Annotated in this window: 12 protein-coding genes; 2 read left to right on the forward strand and 10 right to left on the reverse strand. The window is 38.5% G+C overall.

What is annotated here, in order from left to right; all coding sequences use genetic code 11:
* Positions 1–129: 129 nt before the first annotated feature.
* The 10 genes from OC25_RS27045 to OC25_RS19735 all read right to left on the reverse strand — a co-directional run bounded on the left by OC25_RS27045 (position 130) and on the right by OC25_RS19735 (position 14,032).
* Positions 130–1,263: a thioredoxin family protein gene (locus OC25_RS27045; protein ID WP_082018663.1), complete on the reverse strand. Its 1,134-nt coding sequence runs from the start codon at positions 1,261–1,263 to the stop codon at positions 130–132.
* Positions 1,264–1,267: 4 nt separating this feature from the next.
* Positions 1,268–2,764 carry a retropepsin-like aspartic protease gene (locus OC25_RS19695; protein WP_167335416.1) on the reverse strand — a complete coding sequence of 499 codons (1,497 nt, stop codon included), beginning with the start codon at positions 2,762–2,764 and terminating at the stop codon, positions 1,268–1,270.
* Between the two features lie 19 nt (positions 2,765–2,783).
* Complete coding sequence (locus OC25_RS19700; protein WP_039479684.1) at positions 2,784–3,947, reverse strand: TlpA family protein disulfide reductase; 1,164 nt, start codon at positions 3,945–3,947, stop codon at positions 2,784–2,786.
* Between the two features lie 63 nt (positions 3,948–4,010).
* Complete coding sequence (locus tag OC25_RS19705; protein WP_052266334.1) at positions 4,011–5,390, reverse strand: TlpA family protein disulfide reductase; 1,380 nt, start codon at positions 5,388–5,390, stop codon at positions 4,011–4,013.
* Between the two features lie 40 nt (positions 5,391–5,430).
* Positions 5,431–6,954 (reverse strand): PKD-like family lipoprotein, encoded by a 1,524-nt coding sequence (locus OC25_RS19710; protein WP_039479687.1) that lies wholly within the window; start codon positions 6,952–6,954, stop codon positions 5,431–5,433.
* Positions 6,955–6,974: 20 nt separating this feature from the next.
* Positions 6,975–7,736 (reverse strand): DUF4843 domain-containing protein, encoded by a 762-nt coding sequence (locus OC25_RS19715; RefSeq protein ID WP_039479689.1) that lies wholly within the window; start codon positions 7,734–7,736, stop codon positions 6,975–6,977.
* Positions 7,737–7,751: 15 nt separating this feature from the next.
* Positions 7,752–9,185: a RagB/SusD family nutrient uptake outer membrane protein gene (locus OC25_RS19720; protein WP_039479692.1), complete on the reverse strand. Its 1,434-nt coding sequence runs from the start codon at positions 9,183–9,185 to the stop codon at positions 7,752–7,754.
* 9 nt (positions 9,186–9,194) lie between these two features.
* Positions 9,195–12,287 (reverse strand): SusC/RagA family TonB-linked outer membrane protein, encoded by a 3,093-nt coding sequence (locus OC25_RS19725; RefSeq protein ID WP_052266331.1) that lies wholly within the window; start codon positions 12,285–12,287, stop codon positions 9,195–9,197.
* A 36-nt stretch (positions 12,288–12,323) separates the two neighbouring features.
* The gene (locus OC25_RS19730; protein ID WP_039479695.1) at positions 12,324–13,385 is read right to left on the reverse strand and encodes a FecR family protein; all 1,062 of its coding nucleotides are present in this window, start codon (positions 13,383–13,385) and stop codon (positions 12,324–12,326) included.
* Between the two features lie 98 nt (positions 13,386–13,483).
* Positions 13,484–14,032 carry an RNA polymerase sigma factor gene (locus OC25_RS19735; RefSeq protein WP_052266332.1) on the reverse strand — a complete coding sequence of 183 codons (549 nt, stop codon included), beginning with the start codon at positions 14,030–14,032 and terminating at the stop codon, positions 13,484–13,486.
* Positions 14,033–14,290: 258 nt separating this feature from the next.
* On the opposite strand from OC25_RS19735, the gene OC25_RS19740 reads away from it, so the two are divergent.
* Together OC25_RS19740 and ybeY are read left to right on the forward strand one after the other, a co-directional pair.
* Complete coding sequence (locus OC25_RS19740; protein ID WP_245222092.1) at positions 14,291–17,662, forward strand: DUF4175 family protein; 3,372 nt, start codon at positions 14,291–14,293, stop codon at positions 17,660–17,662.
* 318 nt (positions 17,663–17,980) lie between these two features.
* A complete protein-coding gene (ybeY, locus tag OC25_RS19745; protein ID WP_039479697.1) occupies positions 17,981–18,418 on the forward strand; it encodes an rRNA maturation RNase YbeY in 438 nt (145 codons plus the stop codon).
* Positions 18,419–18,849 lie beyond the last annotated feature (431 nt).

An 18,849-nucleotide genomic window follows, 5' to 3' on the forward strand; every position in this document is an offset into this window, starting at 1 on the left:
TGGCCGAAAACAAATTAAAGTTAATGTAACCATTATATAAACAAAAGCAAAAAGCTTACCCATCCAGGTAAGCCTTTCGATCATTAACTATTAAACATTCCACCACTGCTACATGATGTAATTTCTTATTTATTTTGAAGATGAAGCCTCAACGGGCTCTGCTTTCATTTGATACCTGGCTGTATAAGCTGCTGCCATTTTTACGAATTTGCTATAGCCTGCTTCGTCTTTGGCCAGCCGATGTACAGCCGCCGCGGTTTTCATATATTCAAGTCCGCTGATCTCGCTTACAATTGCATCTGCCCACTGGCAAAAAAGCCTGGTTACCTCAGGGTTGAAGCCTTTTTTAGCGACCAATGTGCTGTAAAGTGCATTGAAGTGATACTGATATAAAACCGGATTTTTGATCGAAAACTTCAGGAAGCCTACAGTATCTTTTTTCATCCCCAGATAGTACCTGCTGCTCAGGGTTTGAAGGCATATTTTCCAGGTTTTATCAGAAAAATTTTTCTTCTGGCTGGCCAAAAATCCATCAAAAGCAGCCTGATCTGAATTTGTTTTCATTGCTTTAGCCAGTTTCTGATTTAATCCATTATCCACTACTGGTTGTAAAACCTCTTCGCCATAAAGTGCTGCAAATCCGTTATAATCTGCAAAAATGGTTTCAATTGCTTTTTCATCAGCCGATCTGGTAACCAGATAAGGCAATAAGGCATTTTCGGCTTTAAAGTTTTTTAAAGTATCGGTATAGGCAGCAATGGTCTCGCCGGTTACTCCCTTGCGGGTTTTGCAGAATTCAACATAGAATGCCGGATATTTGGCTTCGTTATAGCTGGTAGAAAATCCCGACAAAAATTTATGCTGTGCAGCCTTTTGGCGGGCATCAGCAAACAGGGCAATCAGATTACCCGGATCTTTATATCCTGATGAGGAACTGATTAGTTTTCCATCGCCATTTAAGACTAAGAAGGTTGGAAAACCATTTAAAATATGTTGCACTTTTAAAGTATCGCCCAGTTTATCTTTAAAAATATCAACTTTGAGCATTAAAAAATTTTTATCCATTTCTGCCTTAACCAGCGAATTCGGGAAAACATTTTCGTCCATTTGGGCGCAAGGAATGCAGCCGGTGAAATAACAATCGACAAAAATGAGCTTGTTTTCTTTTTTAGCCTGTTTCAATACACTGTTTAAGGATTGATTTTGTGCCAGGCAACCTATTGCGGTTAACAAAAGGCAAAGGGTATGAATTAGTTTTTTCATAAATCTATTTTTTGGTTACTGAAATATTTTGTTTTGCTCCATCCGCCGTGTAGGCAATTTTGAAGACTTTACCCGCCGGTGCACTTAAGACGGCCAGCATTTTTTTGCTGTCTTTAAGGAAAGCTGATGCTGCAACACCATCAATACTTTCGATAATTTGCCCGGCTTTCAGGGCTTCGCCTTCTACAGGGCTTACTACACTGAGCAACTTTAATTTCCCATCAGCGTCGAAACCGAAAAGGTAAGCGCCCAAAACAAAATCATGAGGAAAATTAAAGGTATGGTTGGGTACGAAATGAATTTCTTTCTGCTGCATGTTAATGGTAAAGTTGTAACGGCCAATGGTTCTGATACCAATAGAACCGTCAAAACCCGGATTCCAGTTTTCACTTTGACCGCCTCCCGCCATCAGGGTAACCGGAAAATCGGTTAGCCTAGGCATACTGGCAAAAGAAAACGCCGCCGCACGGCCGCTATAGGTTGGTGTGCTCATGCCCATACTGGTGGTGGTGCCGTTATATTCGGGTTTAAAACCACTTACCAATAGTTTATATTTTTTTACAAAGGGTCTGAAGCAAATGAGGTTATAAGAGGCACCGGTATCGAAAACAAATTCGCCGGTATTGGCCTGTCCAGGTACAACGCTAACTTCGCCCGGAATAATAAACAAACCCGCCGGAACCGTTACCGGAACAGATAAGCCTTGATCCTGATAGGTATAATCGCCAAAAGTATAAAGCGAAAGCTCTTTTTTATCGAAATCGACTTTGGTGATATAGTTTTTAGCGATGCTGTTGCCAATAATGCCATCGCTTCCTTTGTGCATTTCAGGAAAAATAGCAAAACTCTGGTTTTTAAGCACAAAGGTATCGAGCTTGATCGTATTCCCTTCTGAAACAGAAATATTCATGTTGCCGCCCACTACCGAGGTATTTTGCTGGCGACTGGCTTTAATGCCTACCGAATCGGCCAGGGCTTTGGTAATGGCCATGCCATCGGCACCTGTATCAAAAAGGAGCTTTAGCGGCCTTTCGCTGGTATTAACTTTTACGGTTAAAATAATCGAACCATTCTCGACCTCGAAAGGGATTTTGGCGACCAGTACCGACTTTTTATAGCGGTTCATGCCATAAAGCTGGTCGAAAATATCGGTGTACAGTAGTCTATAGCTTGCATCAGTATAAATGCTACTTTCTTTACCCGCTTTTCCTTTACTAAAAGGTACTATGGTTAAGCAGATCATTTCGCCTGCTTTAGTTTCATTTTTGAGCAGAATCGAATCACATGGATAGCGCTCCAGTATTGTCTTTAACATCCTGTCGGCCGAAGGTCTTGTATAGGCTGCAATTGAAAAACTGCCGCTTAACATGGTTTTAACCGGATCAACGGCCTTTTGGGCAAACATTTGATTCATGCTTTCAATGAGTGTGCGGGCTTGCTGCGCCCGAAGCTGGAGCGAACAAACCAAAAACCCAAGAAATAGTATTGCTTTAATTTTCATTTTTAGCTGAATAGGTAGATTAAAATCCATAAATTTTTTCGAGGGCACGATCAATGTCATCAGTGGCGCTTGAAGTAATGCGCATTAATATTTTGCCCTCGTTGCTTACCAGTATTTTGGTCGGAAAAGCCATAATGTTATAGTCTTTTACCAGGTTTTGCCTATCTATATCTTCGTTATTAAGTATATTGGTATAAGGAAGCGCATCTTCTTCAATGGCTTTAAGCCAAAGGCCGCGTGCCTCTTCAAGAACCTTTTTCTGTTCCTGCGCGATGGCTATAATTTCGAAACCTTTTGACTGATACTTCGCATATAATGCTTTTAAATGCGGATTACTTGCCCGGCATGGCCCGCACCAGCTGCCCCAAAAATCGAGCAGTACCGTTTTTCCCTTATAATTGGCCAGACTAATGGTCTTTCCGTGGTTATCGGTTTTCTGAAAACCAATGGCATCAGCGCCTTCTGGTGTGGTGCTTATTTTTTTGATATAAGCTTTAATTTTTTCGGCAACGGGATGGTTTTTATATTTGGGCGATAGACTGTTCCACGTGGAAATAAAATCGCCAGCCGTATACAGGTTTTCCATTCGCGTTAATAAAAATACTGAGGCAAAAGCATTGGGATGCGTTTTAACAAAATCTCTTTTTACGTTAACGAGTTTTCTATTGGTGGCTGTAGCCTCGGCCATTAAAGCTTCTTTATTTGCAGAACTGGTGATTTTTTCTTCATTAAAAAGCTGTTGCATAATCTCGTAATTACGCATTTCGCCCTTTTTTACCAGTTGCTTATATACCGCCAATGCATTATTTTCTTCATCGCCATTTACATCGGCAAACTGAACCAATAGCGCATCGCCCTTTATGCTAATATCCCGATCAAAAACGAACAGATCAAGTTTTGGCGCAGGATTTGAATTCCTGGTACTGGTTCTTGATATCGAGACATCGAAGCGGGCAATGGCCGGATTTTGTAAACGCGGTACTTTTAAGGTAAAAGCATCGTTATTGGCATTGGCTTTATAGCTCCTTGATAAACCGGCATCATCTGCAAAAGAAATCCATACCGACTTATTGCCCAGCCCCTTTAAGCGTCCAGAAATCTGAATGCTATCATTCTGGCTATAAGCTTTAGGTAAAAAAAAATGCAAAAGCGTAGCTATTAACAATGTTTTCATTGTTTTCATATCAGATATTTTAAGGCAATAATGACTCCGGCTATTGATTTATAGCCGGAGTATCAGGGATGATTAGTTGGCAAGTGTTTTTTGCAATAATGCTTTTAATTCAGGGTTAGATGGACGCGGAGAATCAACGGTCACAATTTTTCCCTGCTTATCGAAAACCAGGAAACGCGGTATTGTATTTACTTTATAATATTTTGAAAATTCGTTTTCAGGTCCTCCGGCAAAAAGTTGTAAACCACCCAGATTTTCATCTTTGATCATTTTTTGCCATTTTTCTTTATCTTTTACCGCATCAGTTGATAGGCTGATAATCTGAACATCGGTACCTTTCATTTCTTCTTCCAGTTTTTTCAGATAAGGAATTTCAGCTCTGCAAGGTCCGCACCAAGTAGCCCAAACATCTACCAATACTACTTTACCCTTTAAGCTCTCCATCGTAACTTGCTTTCCATTCTTATCTTCGTATGCAAATTTAAAAGCATCAGTACCGGGCTTATAAGTCAATAAAGGGTTCATAATCGCTGCACTTCTATCGGCCTGTCTTTTGGTAAGGATGTATTTTTCCCTGCCTTTTATTAGTGCTTCATATTCGGTAATTGTTTTATAACCTGCAGCATTATCTAAGATCATATCACCCTTTAAGGTATCGTTTGGCACAAAAGAAGTCATTAAATCTACTCCTTCCGGACCTCGTTTATAAGCCTTAGCTTCCTGACGCATATTGAGGCTGATCAGCCCGCTCAAAGTCCTAAACCCGTACGGATAGCGGTAAACATTTGCTGTTGTTTTCGCAAAATCGCCGGTTTTAAGCGTACTGTAAAAATTACTGTATTCTTCAACAGAAGGGTGTGCACTTCTTGGTGTATTTAAAAAGTTAGTAGCATAAGAAGCTAAATCCCAAGCCATAATGTTTTTAACTTCTTTATCGAATTTGGCATTTCCAGTAGTTTTTCCATTTAAAAAAGTTTTGCTCTTAGCCACAATCTCTTCCTGCTCAGGAAAATAATCAACAAAAGTGCTTTGAACTTTCATAAAATTCACAGCCTTTTGTTCTAAAGGATGGGTTAAATCGTGCCACTGGGTAAGCACGGTATTTTCTTTCGAATTATTTTTACCTGTTAATACATAGCTCGAATCTAAAAGGCTTACTGATAATTCTTCGCCACCTTTAAAATAAAATTTATAGTTATCGTTCGGGCTACCTTCATTACCTGTACCAATTACGTACAAGCCTTCGTATTCGGGATAAAAAAGAAAACCAAACTGGCCTTTTTCGGCTGGTGTAGTATTGGCAATTTCTACTGCCTTGCCATCTTTCACTTTAAAAAGTTTAACGGCAGAAAGTCGTTTTTTCTTTAACAATCCTTTTACTTCTACAGGCAATTGTGCCATAGTAGTTAATGAGGCCAGGCATAAAAGACCGGCACTTAATAATTTTTTCATTTTCATTGGGTTTATTTGTATGTTTTTGTAAGATTTTTAATTAGCGTTCTCTGTAGGTTATGCTTTTTACCTTTCCGAAACCAGAAAAGCTTTTAGCCAAAACTAAATCGCCCATAACAGGAGGTACAACGTATGTATTGATACTTCCGTTAGTGCCTTCAGGCAAAGCAGAATCGTAAAAAGCAACCATTAAATTATTACTGTCTTTATATTTGGCAGTATTTTTAAAATCGTAGAACTGGATGAATGAAATTTTCTTGCTCCCTAAATCAACAACCTGTTTGGTTGTTTTTAAAGACATATCGTATTCGTAAACTTTACCTCCTATGCTGTATATGATATACCCCAGTGCAGGACTAACTGCATAAAACTCTGCATTGGCAAAATCGGTAGCAGTTATCTCATCGTAATAACTTTGTACAAGTGATGCGCTGTTAAACCTGGCCAGGTATCTTTTGCTTGAGTTTGGATCTTTTAAAACACTAAAAACCTCTCCGCCATTGTAAGGAACCCAGGCCATGTACAATAAATCCATCCCTGTGCTGAAGCTGAATTTTCTTTGGGCCTGGTCAGGGTCAGGTAATGTGGTACAGGTTGAATTAGATCCTGTGTGTTTTACGAAACGCCTGTTGGTTTTATCATAAAAAATGGCGTGGGCATTAGCAGAGGTATTTTTATCTCCACCAATAAACGGGGCAACTTTAAATTCTTTCTGTTCTGAAGCGATATAGCTAATCGGAGAAGAAAAGTAAATATTTTGAACGCGCTCGTAATAATATGCTCCCTCTTTTCCAATCATATATGCCGTACTGGATCCCCGTTGTTGAATTACATCAGCATAAAAACCTGCCGGAGTGCTTCCAAACATTTCGTAAGTCAGGTTCATCGTAGGCGTCCATTTAAAAGTATTGGGCTCTACCTTAGTAGTAAACTGATCGGTACCCAGGTAAATACCAAAGCTTATTTTGTCTGGTCCGATTAAAAGCCCTGTATTGTAGTTATAAATCATTACAGGCTTTCCGGATAGCTTAAGTTCTGATCCTGTACTGGCAAGTAAATCGTTAATAACGTCAAAACCTCCTGCTGTGTTGAGCGATAACATATCAACCCTGGCCTGATTATTTACATCGCACATTAACATCCAGCCCTCATTAATTTCATTAACAACCTTTAAAGTAAATGGAACCTTGTACTTAACGCCGCTGGCTTTATCTGTAACGGCATAATATGCCTGGTAAGAGCCCGCTACCACACGCATTATCTGCTCTAAATTTCTGTTTTGATCTAAAATAAAGAGCTTGGTACCACCCAATCCATTCGGACCAATGTAACTCCATTCGTAGGTATATTTAGATTCATCAAAACTAGGGTCGAGGCTAAACTTAATTAGAGGTTTAACAGAAACGGCTTTACCATAGGTAGCCACTACTTCGCCGGGTAATTCTGCTATGGTTTCTAATTTATTAATTTCATTGTAATTATAATTTCCCAGGTCTTTCTTACAAGCACTCATGGCAATAATTAACAGCACAATAAAAAGGCAACTGTATTGTTTAAGTTTCATTTTATCTGATTTAAAAATTATTATTGAACAGATGGTCCCATTATCATAATACTTCCATCATCTTCCAGAATGGTATTACCCTGCAACTTCTGATCATTAAGATATCTTTGCATATATTTTGCATAAGCAACCATTTCGGCAATAGATACGGAGGTATCTAAATAAGCCGGGTCGATATTGAGTACAGATACCATCAATAACAGCTTTTTCCGGGTAAACGTACCCAGATAAGTATCTAACCACCTGGCCGGTTTTTTAATGATATCATTTACATACCATCTGTAATTAATGTATGAGATCTTTTTTCCTGTAGTTTGGTTGGTAACTTTGTTGTTCATACCTGTGATAAAATTCTCATTTTCAAGCAAATCGAAACTCAACAAAAACGTATTGGTTTGCATATCCGCTTTTCGCAGAAATTTTATCTTTACAGTATCTTTTAACTGATTTTTCTTAATGGAAAAAGATTTATTCAGGATTTCGAAATGTACCCCCTCTTTAGCGGTAGAAGAAGTATTAACCGTTAAATTGTAGGGTCTGTCCTGCGAAGATTTTGCTCCGGTAGTACTCACTACCATATTAACTACTGAATCCTGTGATTTTGCCAAACTAAAAGAAACAATGGTAGAATCTTTTATTACCTCTCCCGAAAAAAGGGGTAACCTGGCAGCATCATTAAAATAAATTGAATCTTTCGAATCATAGGTGTTCAATGGCTTTTCGCAGGAAAGCATTACCAGCGTAACCATAAATGCTATTATTGATACAATATTTTTTTTCATCTTTATAAATTCAGGTTAACGATATTGAGATTCAGAAAGCGGTAACGGAATGGCATAGTTTACCGTAATGTTCGATGTACTGGATCCGTTTGGAATTGAGGTTACATTACGACGCTTGTAATAATAAAAAAGCTGACCTTCGCCATAAAATTCTTTCTGGTACTCTTTCTGCAATTCAGTATTAATATTTACTGTAGTAGCCAGATTGGTAAGCCCACGGTTAAACCTGACAACATTTAAATAATTGTTTATGCCATCTGCTGCATTAGCTTCAGATTCTGCAGCGATATAGTATAGCTCACTGATTTTGATAAGCGGAATGGTAAAACGGAAAAGCTTAGTTTTATCAACCACGTCTGCATATTTTAAAAATGTTTTGTATGGCTTAAGCCCTGTGGATGGTGCCTGCCAGTTTAAATTATACCGGTAGTCATTCTCATTATTTTCGAATACAGCTGTAAGTCTTGCAGGAAGTGGTGCCAAAATATTCTGATCTGTATTGGACGGATCAAAAATAGAAGTATAGGTATTGTATAGTTGGGTATTTAAAACACCAAATACCATTTCTGTCGAAAATATCCGGTCGGGATTAATTTTTTCTGAAAGTGCATTGGCTACTGTTGTCCAGGGAAATAGGTTTGCCTTTTCGATTACTGATTTAGCCGCTGCCAATGCAGAAACTTTATCGCCGCGATATAAAAATACCCTGGCCTGTAGTGCTTTTACGGCATAATAATTTACACGGTAGTTTCTGTTATTTTTTAAGAAATCGGCAGTTTGGGTATTACTAACCAGGTTAACTCCTGAAGTTATAATCGCATCGCCTTTTAATAATTCTTCGGCCTTTTTCAAATCGATTATTACCTTGTTCATAAATTCATTGGCAGGCAATAACGGATTGATCGAAATTTTTGTTGCATCGTAATATGGAAGGCTCTGCTTGGTAGAATCAACTGTGCTATACCTTGGGCCAAACAAACGCAACAAATCAAAATGCAGGTAAGCCCTTATGGCCAGTGCCTCGCCTTTATACACCGATTCGGTATTTTGATCTACAACACCTTTATACTTTTCCAGATTCTCTAAAAAACTATTTACATTAAGAATTCCGGCATAGGCATCAACCCAGGCAGACTCTAATCTGTTCGTTGCAGGTGCATCCGTATAGGCATAAGTTGCTATTTTGGTTAAATTATGAGTAGATGGAACATTATATCGCTGTGCCAATACCTCTGTTGTATTTAATGTAAGGTTAGCCCCATATAAATTACTCCCTGCCAAAGAAATATAAATTCCGTTTAAAACAGATTCTATACCCTGTTTGGTAGAAAAAAGTTGGGTTTCCATCACTTTATCTTCTGGTTGCACCTGCAAAAACTTTTTACAGGATCCGAGTGTAATCACTACGGCCAGAGAACATACTATTAGTTTTAAATAATTTGTTTTCATATCTAAAGATTAAAATGAAGCTTTAAGTGAAAATGCGAATGTTCTTGCATAAGGATAATCTATCCCTCTTTCTCGTCTCACTGTCGATAAATAGAAAAGATCATTAGTGAGTAAGTTGAGGCTTAGATTTGTTAATCCCGCACTTTTCAGCCATTTTGCCCCATCGAACATATAGCCAAAATTTAATGATTCGCCGGTAAATGAGTTTTCAGTTTGCACAAACCTCGATGATTGCTGGGTAACTGCGGTTTGCGAAATCCCTTTAAATTGTGATATATCACCAGGACTTTTCCAACGATCGTAAAGTGCCCTTTTATCCTGGTTTAAAGCCGCATCAGCAAAAGAGATATTTTCTACTTTATTAAATAAGGCCCAGTTATAAATATCGCCTCCTAATTTATACCTGAAACTTGCGCCAAGGCTGAAGTTTTTATAGCGTACATTAGTAGAAACAACACCTTCTACTACCGATACGGTATTACCTACATTGGCAATATCTGCCACGTTGTAATCAAATGTATACTGGCCATCTTTAGTCAGAAAAATTTCTCTTCCGGTTGCCGGGTCAATTCCCAATGATCTTACGGCCCATATAGCCTCTGCACTGTTGCCATCATTGTATCTGATTAATGAAGTGCTACCTTCCTGTTTTTCCTGCTGTTTGTTTAGCGTGTTTAGCGTATTGCCAAAACCGCCGTATTTGCTTTTGTACGAAGAACCGGTTACGCCAATGCTCCACGTGAAACGCTTGGCCAGGTTGTAAATAGGAAAGAACGTAAGCTTCGTTTCCAATCCGTTATAGGTAAGCGAACCAATATTATAAGGAAAGGCAACCACACCGGTAGATGATGGTAAATCAACAGGAACAATTAAAGGGTTTGTTTTTTTGTTGTATGCATTCACATAGCCGGTAAAACGGTTATTGAATAAACTAAAATCAATTGATGTACTGATCTGCCTTGTTTTTTGTGCAGCCAGATTCGGATTTCCCAGCGTACTTAAGGTAACCCCTTGTCCAAATTGGTTATAGTTGGTATTGCTGTTGTAATTATAAATAGAAACTGAACTGGTGTTGCCATAGTTCTGGTTACCGGTTATACCCATATTGGCCGTTAGCCTTAACGAATTAATCCACGGGCTACCTTTTACAAAACTTTCGTTATGAATGTTCCATCCTAACCCAAAAGCATAGTAAGGCGAAAACTGTTTGTTACTGCCATACGCGGTAGATCCATCCAATCGATATACCGCATCGGCCAGGTACCTGTTATCGTAAGCATAGTTGGCTGATATAGTAGAGTTTAAGGTTCTGTAAATCCGGCTACTGGCCGATGGAGCCCCATCCAACAGGTAACTGTAGGCAAACCTTGGATTTCCTAAATTTCCCGCCGGAAAACCTTCTGCAACGCTTCCGTAACCATTATTGCTTTCTTCCGAAATCGTATTTCTCCAGTTCGCATTAATTACGTGCTTAGCGGCAATTACCGTATGGTAAACCAGCATTAAATTAGCCTGATACGAAAAATTTTCGGTGCGGTAGTCGGTATATTTACCTTTTCTTAAGTTAGGCGTATTTAAAAATTCTGACATTTCAGACGATCGGTAATCTTTACTAACCCCTGTTCCTTTGGTAATCTGCAATCCTCCGTTTAACCTTAAGGTTTTACTTAAATCATAGTTTAGATTGAGGTTATTCTGAATTTCAAAAGTTTTTTTGGTGCTGTATTGAGGCTGGGTGGCATCGAATAAAGGATTGGTTACAAAAAGTTCCGTTCCGTTCGAAGTTCTTGAAACCTCTAAATACCTGTTATCATAATTCTTTTCAAAATAAGGGTTGGCATTAACAAAATTAGAAAACGATCCATATGGAGAATCGCTACTGGAATTACCCCTAATGTAGGTAATGTTGTTAATGTTAAACTTTGACTTTCTGTAGGTTAGGTTAATGGTACCGCTGTAACTATCCCTGCCTGATCCTTTCATAGCGCCTTTACCTGTTCTATAATTCATTCCCAGATTATAAATAAAAGTGTTATCGCCACCCGAGGCATTAATGGAATTATTGGTTGAATAGCCATTTTGTATAGGTTCGCTTAACCAATAACTATCTACGCCACGTTGCACATTAGCAAGGTGCGAATTGTAAAGTCCTTCTAAATAAATCAACTGGGTGGGATTCGATTCCGCTGTCGTATATCTCCCCGATAAACGTTCAAATTCCAGTTTCTCTGCTGCATTCATCATATTGTAAGCAGACAGATCAGGTAATTCAACACGGAAATCCTGCGAATATGAAAATCTTAGCTCGCCAGGTTTTGGTTTTACGGTTTCGATTACAATTACACCGTTAGAGGCCTGTGCACCATACAATGCGGTTGATGCCGCATCTTTCAGAATGGTAACCGACGCTACCCTGTTCATATCCAGATCAACAATCGTTTGTAGGGTGGTTGGGAATCCGTCTAAAATAAAAAGGGGTTGGTTCGGATCTTGTCCAAACTGGTCTTTTAATGTGGTACTGGGAATGCTGCTTTTACCACGAACTTCGATAACAGGCAAAACATTCGGATTTGAACCCGCTGCAACATTTTCCATAACCAGAAATGCTGGGTCTAAGGTTCTTAAACTTTGGATAATATTGTTATTGCTCACTGCTTTTAAGTCTTCTCCGCTAAAAACAGCAGTTGTACCTGTAAAACTATCTTTCCTTCTGTTAATCCCTGTTCCGGTTACAACAACTTCTTTATCCAGACTGGTAGAGCTTTCTTTTAAAACAACCGATAGCGAAAATGTACCGCCGTTTTTTACTTCACCTGGTACCGTTTTCGATTCGTATCCCATAAAAGAAATGATAAATTGATATGGCCCTGGGGTTAATTTCACAAAGGTAAATACCCCGTTTTTATCAGATGAGGTTGTAGTTCTTACCCCTGTTTGCACGTTTTGCGCAATAATGGTGGCCCCGACAATAGTTTCTCTGGCATCTTTCACAACTCCCTTAACTGCAGGTGTTTGCGCATAAGCCTTTACCCCGAGGTAAAGACAAAGCAGTAGCAGCAGGGCGCGTTTTGGAACGCTCCTTTTAGTAAAAATTTTAATCATGAAGTTAGTTTGTTTGGTTTAGTTGTACGCTGGTTTCTATTTAATCTTCTTTATCGTATATCCCACATCAGTTTTATCTACAGTCAGGTTATTTAATGAACAAAGCATATTTAAGAAAGCATCAATGTCATCGCGTCCGAATTCATATTGCCCTGTAAATACCTTTTTATTAAGCTGATTTGCAGTATAATTTATTTTTATGTTCAGTTTAGTTTCGAGCGTATTAAAAACCTCTGACAGCGGTTCATTGTCAAAAACAATGGCTGCTTCGGTTACAATTGCCTTTCCTGAATCCAATGTCTCCAGTTTCTTAGGTGCTACAACAGTAAACGGCTTAACGCTGGCTGCATAAGTCTGCGTATTTACCGTAAATACTTTTCCAGGTAATAAATAAACTGTTTCTACCCCAGCCGATAAGAGCTTGTTTTGAGGTTTAACCACTACTTTTCCTTCAATTAACCGCACTTTAGTATACAAACCCTTTTTAAAGGCAGTAATTTCAAAAACAGTTCCCAAAGCTGTAGTTGCCAGGTTATTGGCAAAAACAGTAAAAGGTTTCGTTTTATCTTTATGCACCCTGAATAAAGCCTGGCCAATTAAATTAACATCCCTTTTTCCCTGATCAAAAGGAAAATAACTGACTTCACTTTTCGGATCCAGTTCAACTATGGTTCCGTCGGGCAAAGTATAGGTTTGTTTTACTGTTGAAGTATTGGTAATAAACTTTTCAATCCTGGTAAGGGGTTTTATCCGGTTGGTAGCCGAATGGCTCGTATTTGTTATACGGTTACTGCCCAGTTTGTAAGCTACCAATCCTACCGTCGCAATTAATGCAATTGATGCCGCATAAGCCAGATATCTGAAACGGATACGTCTGGTTTCCCGTTTATCGTGAATATGATCGATTACATTGACATAAATCCGGTCCGAAATCTTTTCATCAACCTTTTCTACAGGCTCAAAATGTTCCCATTCCTCGCTGTTCAAATAAATTTCGCGGTTGTTTTCATCGGCCAGGTACTCACTTACCATACGGGCTTCCGCGGCAGTACATTGGCCAGAAAAAAACTTCTCCACAAGCTTTTGGTTGATTTGCATAACTACATTACGTTTTTGAAAGCACTTTACCCCTAGTGGAGTAAAAATATTTTAGATAATTTTTAAAATAATGTGCTGAGGATTAAAAATCAGGTGAATTATTTCTTGATGATGGCTTCCATAATAACAGCCAGCGAAATAATAGAAGAAAAAGCAGCCCTAAGCTGTTTTAATGCCTGCGAAATGTGATTTTCTACAGTTTTCGGAGAAATAGAGAGCATTTCTGCTATCTCTTTGTATGAATAACCATCAACTTTACTCATTTTGAATACCTTTTTACGCACCGGAGCCATCTGTTCAATAGCTTGTTCAAGTGCATGAAGCATTTCAGGTTGTTCGGTATCTGTTTTTAAAACAAAATCCTCTTCAACAACACTCAGGTGTTTTTTACTTACTGCTTCTTTTCTTAGCTGGTCGATTAAAATTGTTCCCGCTATTCTGAAAATCTGGGTAGAAAGATTGTACTCTGCCGATAAAGTCTCGCGTTTTTCCCATAAACGGATAAAAGTTAGCTGCACCACCTCTTCTGCCATATATGCCGAATTGGTTTTCTTCAGAATATAAGCATAAAGTTTTTGGTTGAACAAACTGTAAACGGTCTGAAAAGTTTGTAAGCAACCCGACGCTAAATCAGCAACATGGTTCATTAGTTTGCTATCCTAACAAATATTAAAAAGGGATGATTTAATAGTTATTTCGAGAGGTTGATAAACCAAAGATATTTTTTCATTAAGTAAATATCAACTTATAGTAAAATTTTTAACACATTTTCTTAAAAAAATTAACTCTGCGACGTTAAACAAACGTTTGTCTGATTTTAAGCTATATAAACGGATTTAGTGCGTTTTGGCATCAAATTGAAAAATACGCCGCACATAACCAATTTGTAATAAACACGTTATGCTATGAGCAGATTTCTTTTAATTGATGCTAACAATTTTTACATTTACGGTGATATGGTGAGCAAAAACTACAACGACTTATTAAGAAAAATCGACGAATTTATCCGCAAATTTTATTTAAATAAGATTTTACGGGGTAGTATCTACGTTGCAGCCATTCTTTTAGGCCTTTACCTGCTCGTATTTTTAAGCCTTTATTATTTAAATCCAGGCGCTGGTTTTAAAACCTTCGTTTTCTTTGCCTACTTACTCACGGGTTTGTTGCTGATCGGTTTTCTAATCTTAAAACCGCTCCTGGCGATGCTAAAACTGGGTAAACACCTTTCTTTTGACGAAGCTTCTGTTATTATTGGCGATCATTTTGCCGACATTAAAGATAAACTGCTTAATACCCTGCAACTTCATCATCTTTCAGAAAAATTGCCTGAAAATAACCAGCTCATTCTGGCCAGTATCGACCAAAAAATACTCGAACTTAAACCCGTTCCTTTTTATACTGCAGTAAGTATAACCGATAACCGTAAATATTTAAAGTACTTACTGGTTCCGCTTTCTATAATTCTTTTGATCGGCATTATTGCTCCAGCCATTTTACGCGATGGTACCAACAGTTTTTTTAAGTACGATGAATACATTGCACCCAAAGCACCTTTTGCATTTACAGTACTAAATAAGAACCTCACAGTTACACAGGGTGATGACATAATGCTAAATATTAAGCTAACCGGCGACCAATTACCAGCCGAAGTATATGTCGAAGATGGCAAAAACACCTACAAAGCCGAAAAAGAAGGTACTACCAGGTTTAATTACCACATAAAAAATATCCAAACCGATAAAAAACTGGTTTTTAAAGGTGGTGGATTTAGTTCCGCTATATTTACAATTACAGTTAAGCCACGTCCGGAATTGTTAAACGCAACAGCAACACTTACTTTCCCCAGCTACCTGGGTAAAAAAGCTGAAGTAATTTCAAATGTGGGCGATATGCTCCTACCCGAAGGCACAAAAGTAAACTGGAATTTTAAGACAGAAAAAAGCAACATGCTCCTGTTTATGCTGAACGGAGCAGAAAACACATTGAAAATTGAAGACGATGCTGCTGCTTTTAGTGCTACTATCAAAAATAATTCGAAATACAGCATTACACCAAAAAATGATTTTGTAACCCTCCGCGATTCGCTTTCGCACCAGATTACGGTAATTAAAGATCAGGCCCCGGGTATTAGCGTAGAAGAAAAACCCGACTCGGTAAGCAACAAAGCACTGTACTTTAATGGTCAGGTAAGCGACGATTATGGCTTTAGCCGGCTCAGTTTCAAATACAACATTAAAGAAAACAACCGTATTGTAAGCACAGTAACTAAAAATATCCCAATAAAAAGTAATGCTACCGAAAATAGTTTCTTTTATTTCTGGGATATTAAGGCTGCAGTAGCCAAACCCGGGCAAGAAATTGAATATTACTTTGAAGTAGCTGATAACGATGGTGTTAATGGTGCTAAAATTACCCGTTCGGAGATCAAAACATTTAAACAGCCTACCAAAAAAGAAACTGCAGAACAGGTAAGTGCCAATAGCCAGGCCCTTAAACAAAAAATGCAATCGGCTATCCGTTTGGCTAATACTATCGAAAAGGAAAGTAAAAAGGTTGCCGAAAGCCTGATCGATAAAAAACAGATTTCGTTTGAAGACAAAAAACAGATTGAAGCCCTTTTAGATAAACAAAAACAGCTTGATGAGGCCGTAAAAGAGATTAAAGAACAGAACGAGAAAAACATTCAGCAGCAGGAAGACCAGAAACAAACCGAAGAACTGCTCGAAAAACAAAAACAAATTAAAGACCTGTTTGATAATGTTTTAGACGAAAAAACAAAAGAGCTTTTACAGAAGCTGCAGAACCTCATTAACGAGAAAAATAAAGATCAGACCCAAAATGAGCTTTCTAAAATGCAGCTGGATAATAAAACACTTAAAAATGAACTCGATAGGATTTTAGAACTTTATAAACAGCTTGAATTTGAGCAGCAGCTCCAAAACGATATTAATCGCTTAAATGAACTGGCAAAAGACCAAAAGGAACTTGCTGATCAAACAAAAGATAAAAAACAGGATAACGAGAGCTTGAAGCAGAAACAGGATGCGCTGAACAAGGAAATGAAAGACCTGAAAGACGATCTGAAAAAGCTCGAAGAAAAAAATAAGTCGCTGGAAAGACCTAATCCTTTCGAAAACCCGGAGAAAGATGTACAGGACATTCAAAAAGAGCAGCAAGACAGTAAAGAAGCTTTAGATAAAAAAGATTCGAAAAGTGCCGGCCAAAAACAACAAAAAGCAGCTGAGCAGATGGAAAAGCTATCGAAAAAAATGAGCGATATGCAGCAACAGGGAGAAGAGATGGAAAACAACCTGAATGCCAAAGAACTGCGCAGATTGCTGGAAAATCTCCTCAATACCTCTTTCGATCAGGAAAAAGTAATGCTGGCACTTAAAAAAATGACAGCGGCTGATCCGGCTTATACCAGCAACGTGCAAAAGCAACGTAGTATTAAAGATAACCTTAAAACGATTGCAGATAGCCTTTACAGCTTAAGTAAGCGCGTTCCACAAATCGAATCGACGGTTAATGAGGAGATGAATAAAATCAACTTTAACCTCGATAAGAGTTTAGAAAGCCTGGGCGACAGAAGAACAGCCGAAGCCAACCGTTTCCAGCAGTTTACCATGACTTCTATCAATAATCTTAGCTTAATGCTGAGTGAAGCCCTTAACCAGTTGCAAAACATGCAGAAAAACAGCAAAGGTGGCGGTAGCGGCAAAAAACAGAAACAGGGCATGAAACAGCTTTCGCAAATGCAGGATCAACTGAACAAAAATATGCAGAAAGCACGGGAGCAAATGCAGAAATCAGGAGGTAACCAGGGCACTGTAGGTAAAGGCCAAATGAGCCAGGAGTTTGGTAAAATGGCTCAGCAACAACAAATGATCCGCCAGGCACTGGAAAAAATTAACCGCGAGGAAAACAAAGATGGCAAAGGTAAAATGGGCAACCTGAATGAAGCCATACAGGAAATGAAACAGACTGAAAGTGATCTGGTTAATAAACGTTTACAACAGGAGACCCTAAACCGCCAAAAAGAACTGCTTACCAAGCTATTAGAAGCTGAAAAAGCAGAACGCGATCAAGAAGAAGATTCGAAACGTGAAAGTAAAGCCGCTAAAGAATTTCCGCCTTCTTATCAGAAAATGCTTAAAGATTATCAGAAACAACAGCAGAATGGTAATGATATGCTGCAGAAACTACCTCCTGCTTTAAATTACTACTATAAAAATAAAATAGCCGAGTATTTAAAATCGTTGAATTTGGTACAGTAACAGCGAATATGTCTCCCTGATCAGATAGCTATCGGATTTATTTCAGGGTTTCTAAAACACGTTATTGCAAGGAGGAACAACAGCCTGCCCCCCGATTTTCGTGAAAGCCTGCCTGCTGCAGGCAGAAAATTTTAAAATCTTAGTTACAACTGGTATTGCATTAAGATTGCAAGTCAAGCTGGCAATGACGATCCCTTTAGGGGATTCCAACACCTTTGTTTTTCCTAGAACGAACCTCGTGTAAGGCAATTTGCTTATATCTCCTCCTTCAAATGGGTATTGGAATATTTACTAAATTTGCAACAATAAAACACAAACATGGCTGCAATATCGTTTTTTACAGAATCAGTAACCTATAACCTCCCTCAAAAACTTAAAATCAAGAAGTGGCTTAAAGCCAGTATCGAAAAAGAAGGTTTTAAATTGGGCGAGCTTAATTTTATTTTCTGTAGTGATGAGTACTTGCTAGGCATTAACCAGCAATACCTGAACCACGATACTTATACAGATATCATTACTTTCGATAATTCTGAAGAAGAAAAATTAATTGTAAGCGATATTTTCATCAGCATTGAACGTGTTAAAGAGAATGCTATCACTTTCAAAACCGATGCATTTGATGAAGTTTGCCGCATTATGATGCACGGAACGCTACATTTATTGGGTTATAAAGACAAAGGAAAGGCAGCCAAAGCCCTGATGACCCAAAAAGAAGATGAACACTTAGGCTACAGAGCCGAAGCAGGCCTTATTTAAACCTTTCATTCTGAGGAGTAATTTATTGTATTAAAATCAATATGAGTAACAGCCGCTCTGTGGCCGTCATTTCGAGCGGAGTGCAACGTAGCCGAGAACCCGAAGGCTCAGCGAAGCTAAATCTGTCCAAATAGATTTCTCCATTGCGCCACCGGTGAAAACCGGCAGGCTCCAGTCGAAATGACGATACCTTCTCCAAAATCCTGGGTAAATCCCATCCTTTCATCAGCGTTCGTCTAAAAGTTACGACCGTTCGTCGATAATTAATCTCTACTGGTATAATACAGCTTATTCTGCTGCAACTTTTTGTGGTTCAGGCAGTCTTATATATAGAAATGGCCGAAAAAGCATTTAAACCGCTTCATGCCATACTGATAAAGATTAAAAATTGATATTAAAGCTCTTTTGCCGCATATCACACAAGATAAAGT

The sequence above is a fragment of the Pedobacter kyungheensis genome (genome assembly GCF_000812965.1).
Taxonomy (GTDB): Bacteria; Bacteroidota; Bacteroidia; order Sphingobacteriales; family Sphingobacteriaceae; genus Pedobacter; species Pedobacter kyungheensis.

What these genes read in the sequence shown, in the direction of transcription:
- OC25_RS19720 (WP_039479692.1), bottom strand. Translation starts at nt 9,185, where the DNA reads ATGAAAACAAATTATTTAAAACTAATAGTATGTTCTCTGGCCGTAGTG.
- OC25_RS19705 (WP_052266334.1), bottom strand. Translation starts at nt 5,390, where the DNA reads ATGAAAAAATTATTAAGTGCCGGTCTTTTATGCCTGGCCTCATTAACT.
- OC25_RS19700 (WP_039479684.1), bottom strand. Translation starts at nt 3,947, where the DNA reads ATGAAAACAATGAAAACATTGTTAATAGCTACGCTTTTGCATTTTTTT.
- OC25_RS19740 (WP_245222092.1), top strand. Translation starts at nt 14,291, where the DNA reads ATGAGCAGATTTCTTTTAATTGATGCTAACAATTTTTACATTTACGGT.
- OC25_RS19725 (WP_052266331.1), bottom strand. Translation starts at nt 12,287, where the DNA reads ATGATTAAAATTTTTACTAAAAGGAGCGTTCCAAAACGCGCCCTGCTG.
- ybeY (WP_039479697.1), top strand. Translation starts at nt 17,981, where the DNA reads ATGGCTGCAATATCGTTTTTTACAGAATCAGTAACCTATAACCTCCCT.
- OC25_RS19730 (WP_039479695.1), bottom strand. Translation starts at nt 13,385, where the DNA reads ATGCAAATCAACCAAAAGCTTGTGGAGAAGTTTTTTTCTGGCCAATGT.
- OC25_RS19695 (WP_167335416.1), bottom strand. Translation starts at nt 2,764, where the DNA reads ATGAAAATTAAAGCAATACTATTTCTTGGGTTTTTGGTTTGTTCGCTC.
- OC25_RS27045 (WP_082018663.1), bottom strand. Translation starts at nt 1,263, where the DNA reads ATGAAAAAACTAATTCATACCCTTTGCCTTTTGTTAACCGCAATAGGT.
- OC25_RS19735 (WP_052266332.1), bottom strand. Translation starts at nt 14,032, where the DNA reads ATGAACCATGTTGCTGATTTAGCGTCGGGTTGCTTACAAACTTTTCAG.
- OC25_RS19710 (WP_039479687.1), bottom strand. Translation starts at nt 6,954, where the DNA reads ATGAAACTTAAACAATACAGTTGCCTTTTTATTGTGCTGTTAATTATT.
- OC25_RS19715 (WP_039479689.1), bottom strand. Translation starts at nt 7,736, where the DNA reads ATGAAAAAAAATATTGTATCAATAATAGCATTTATGGTTACGCTGGTA.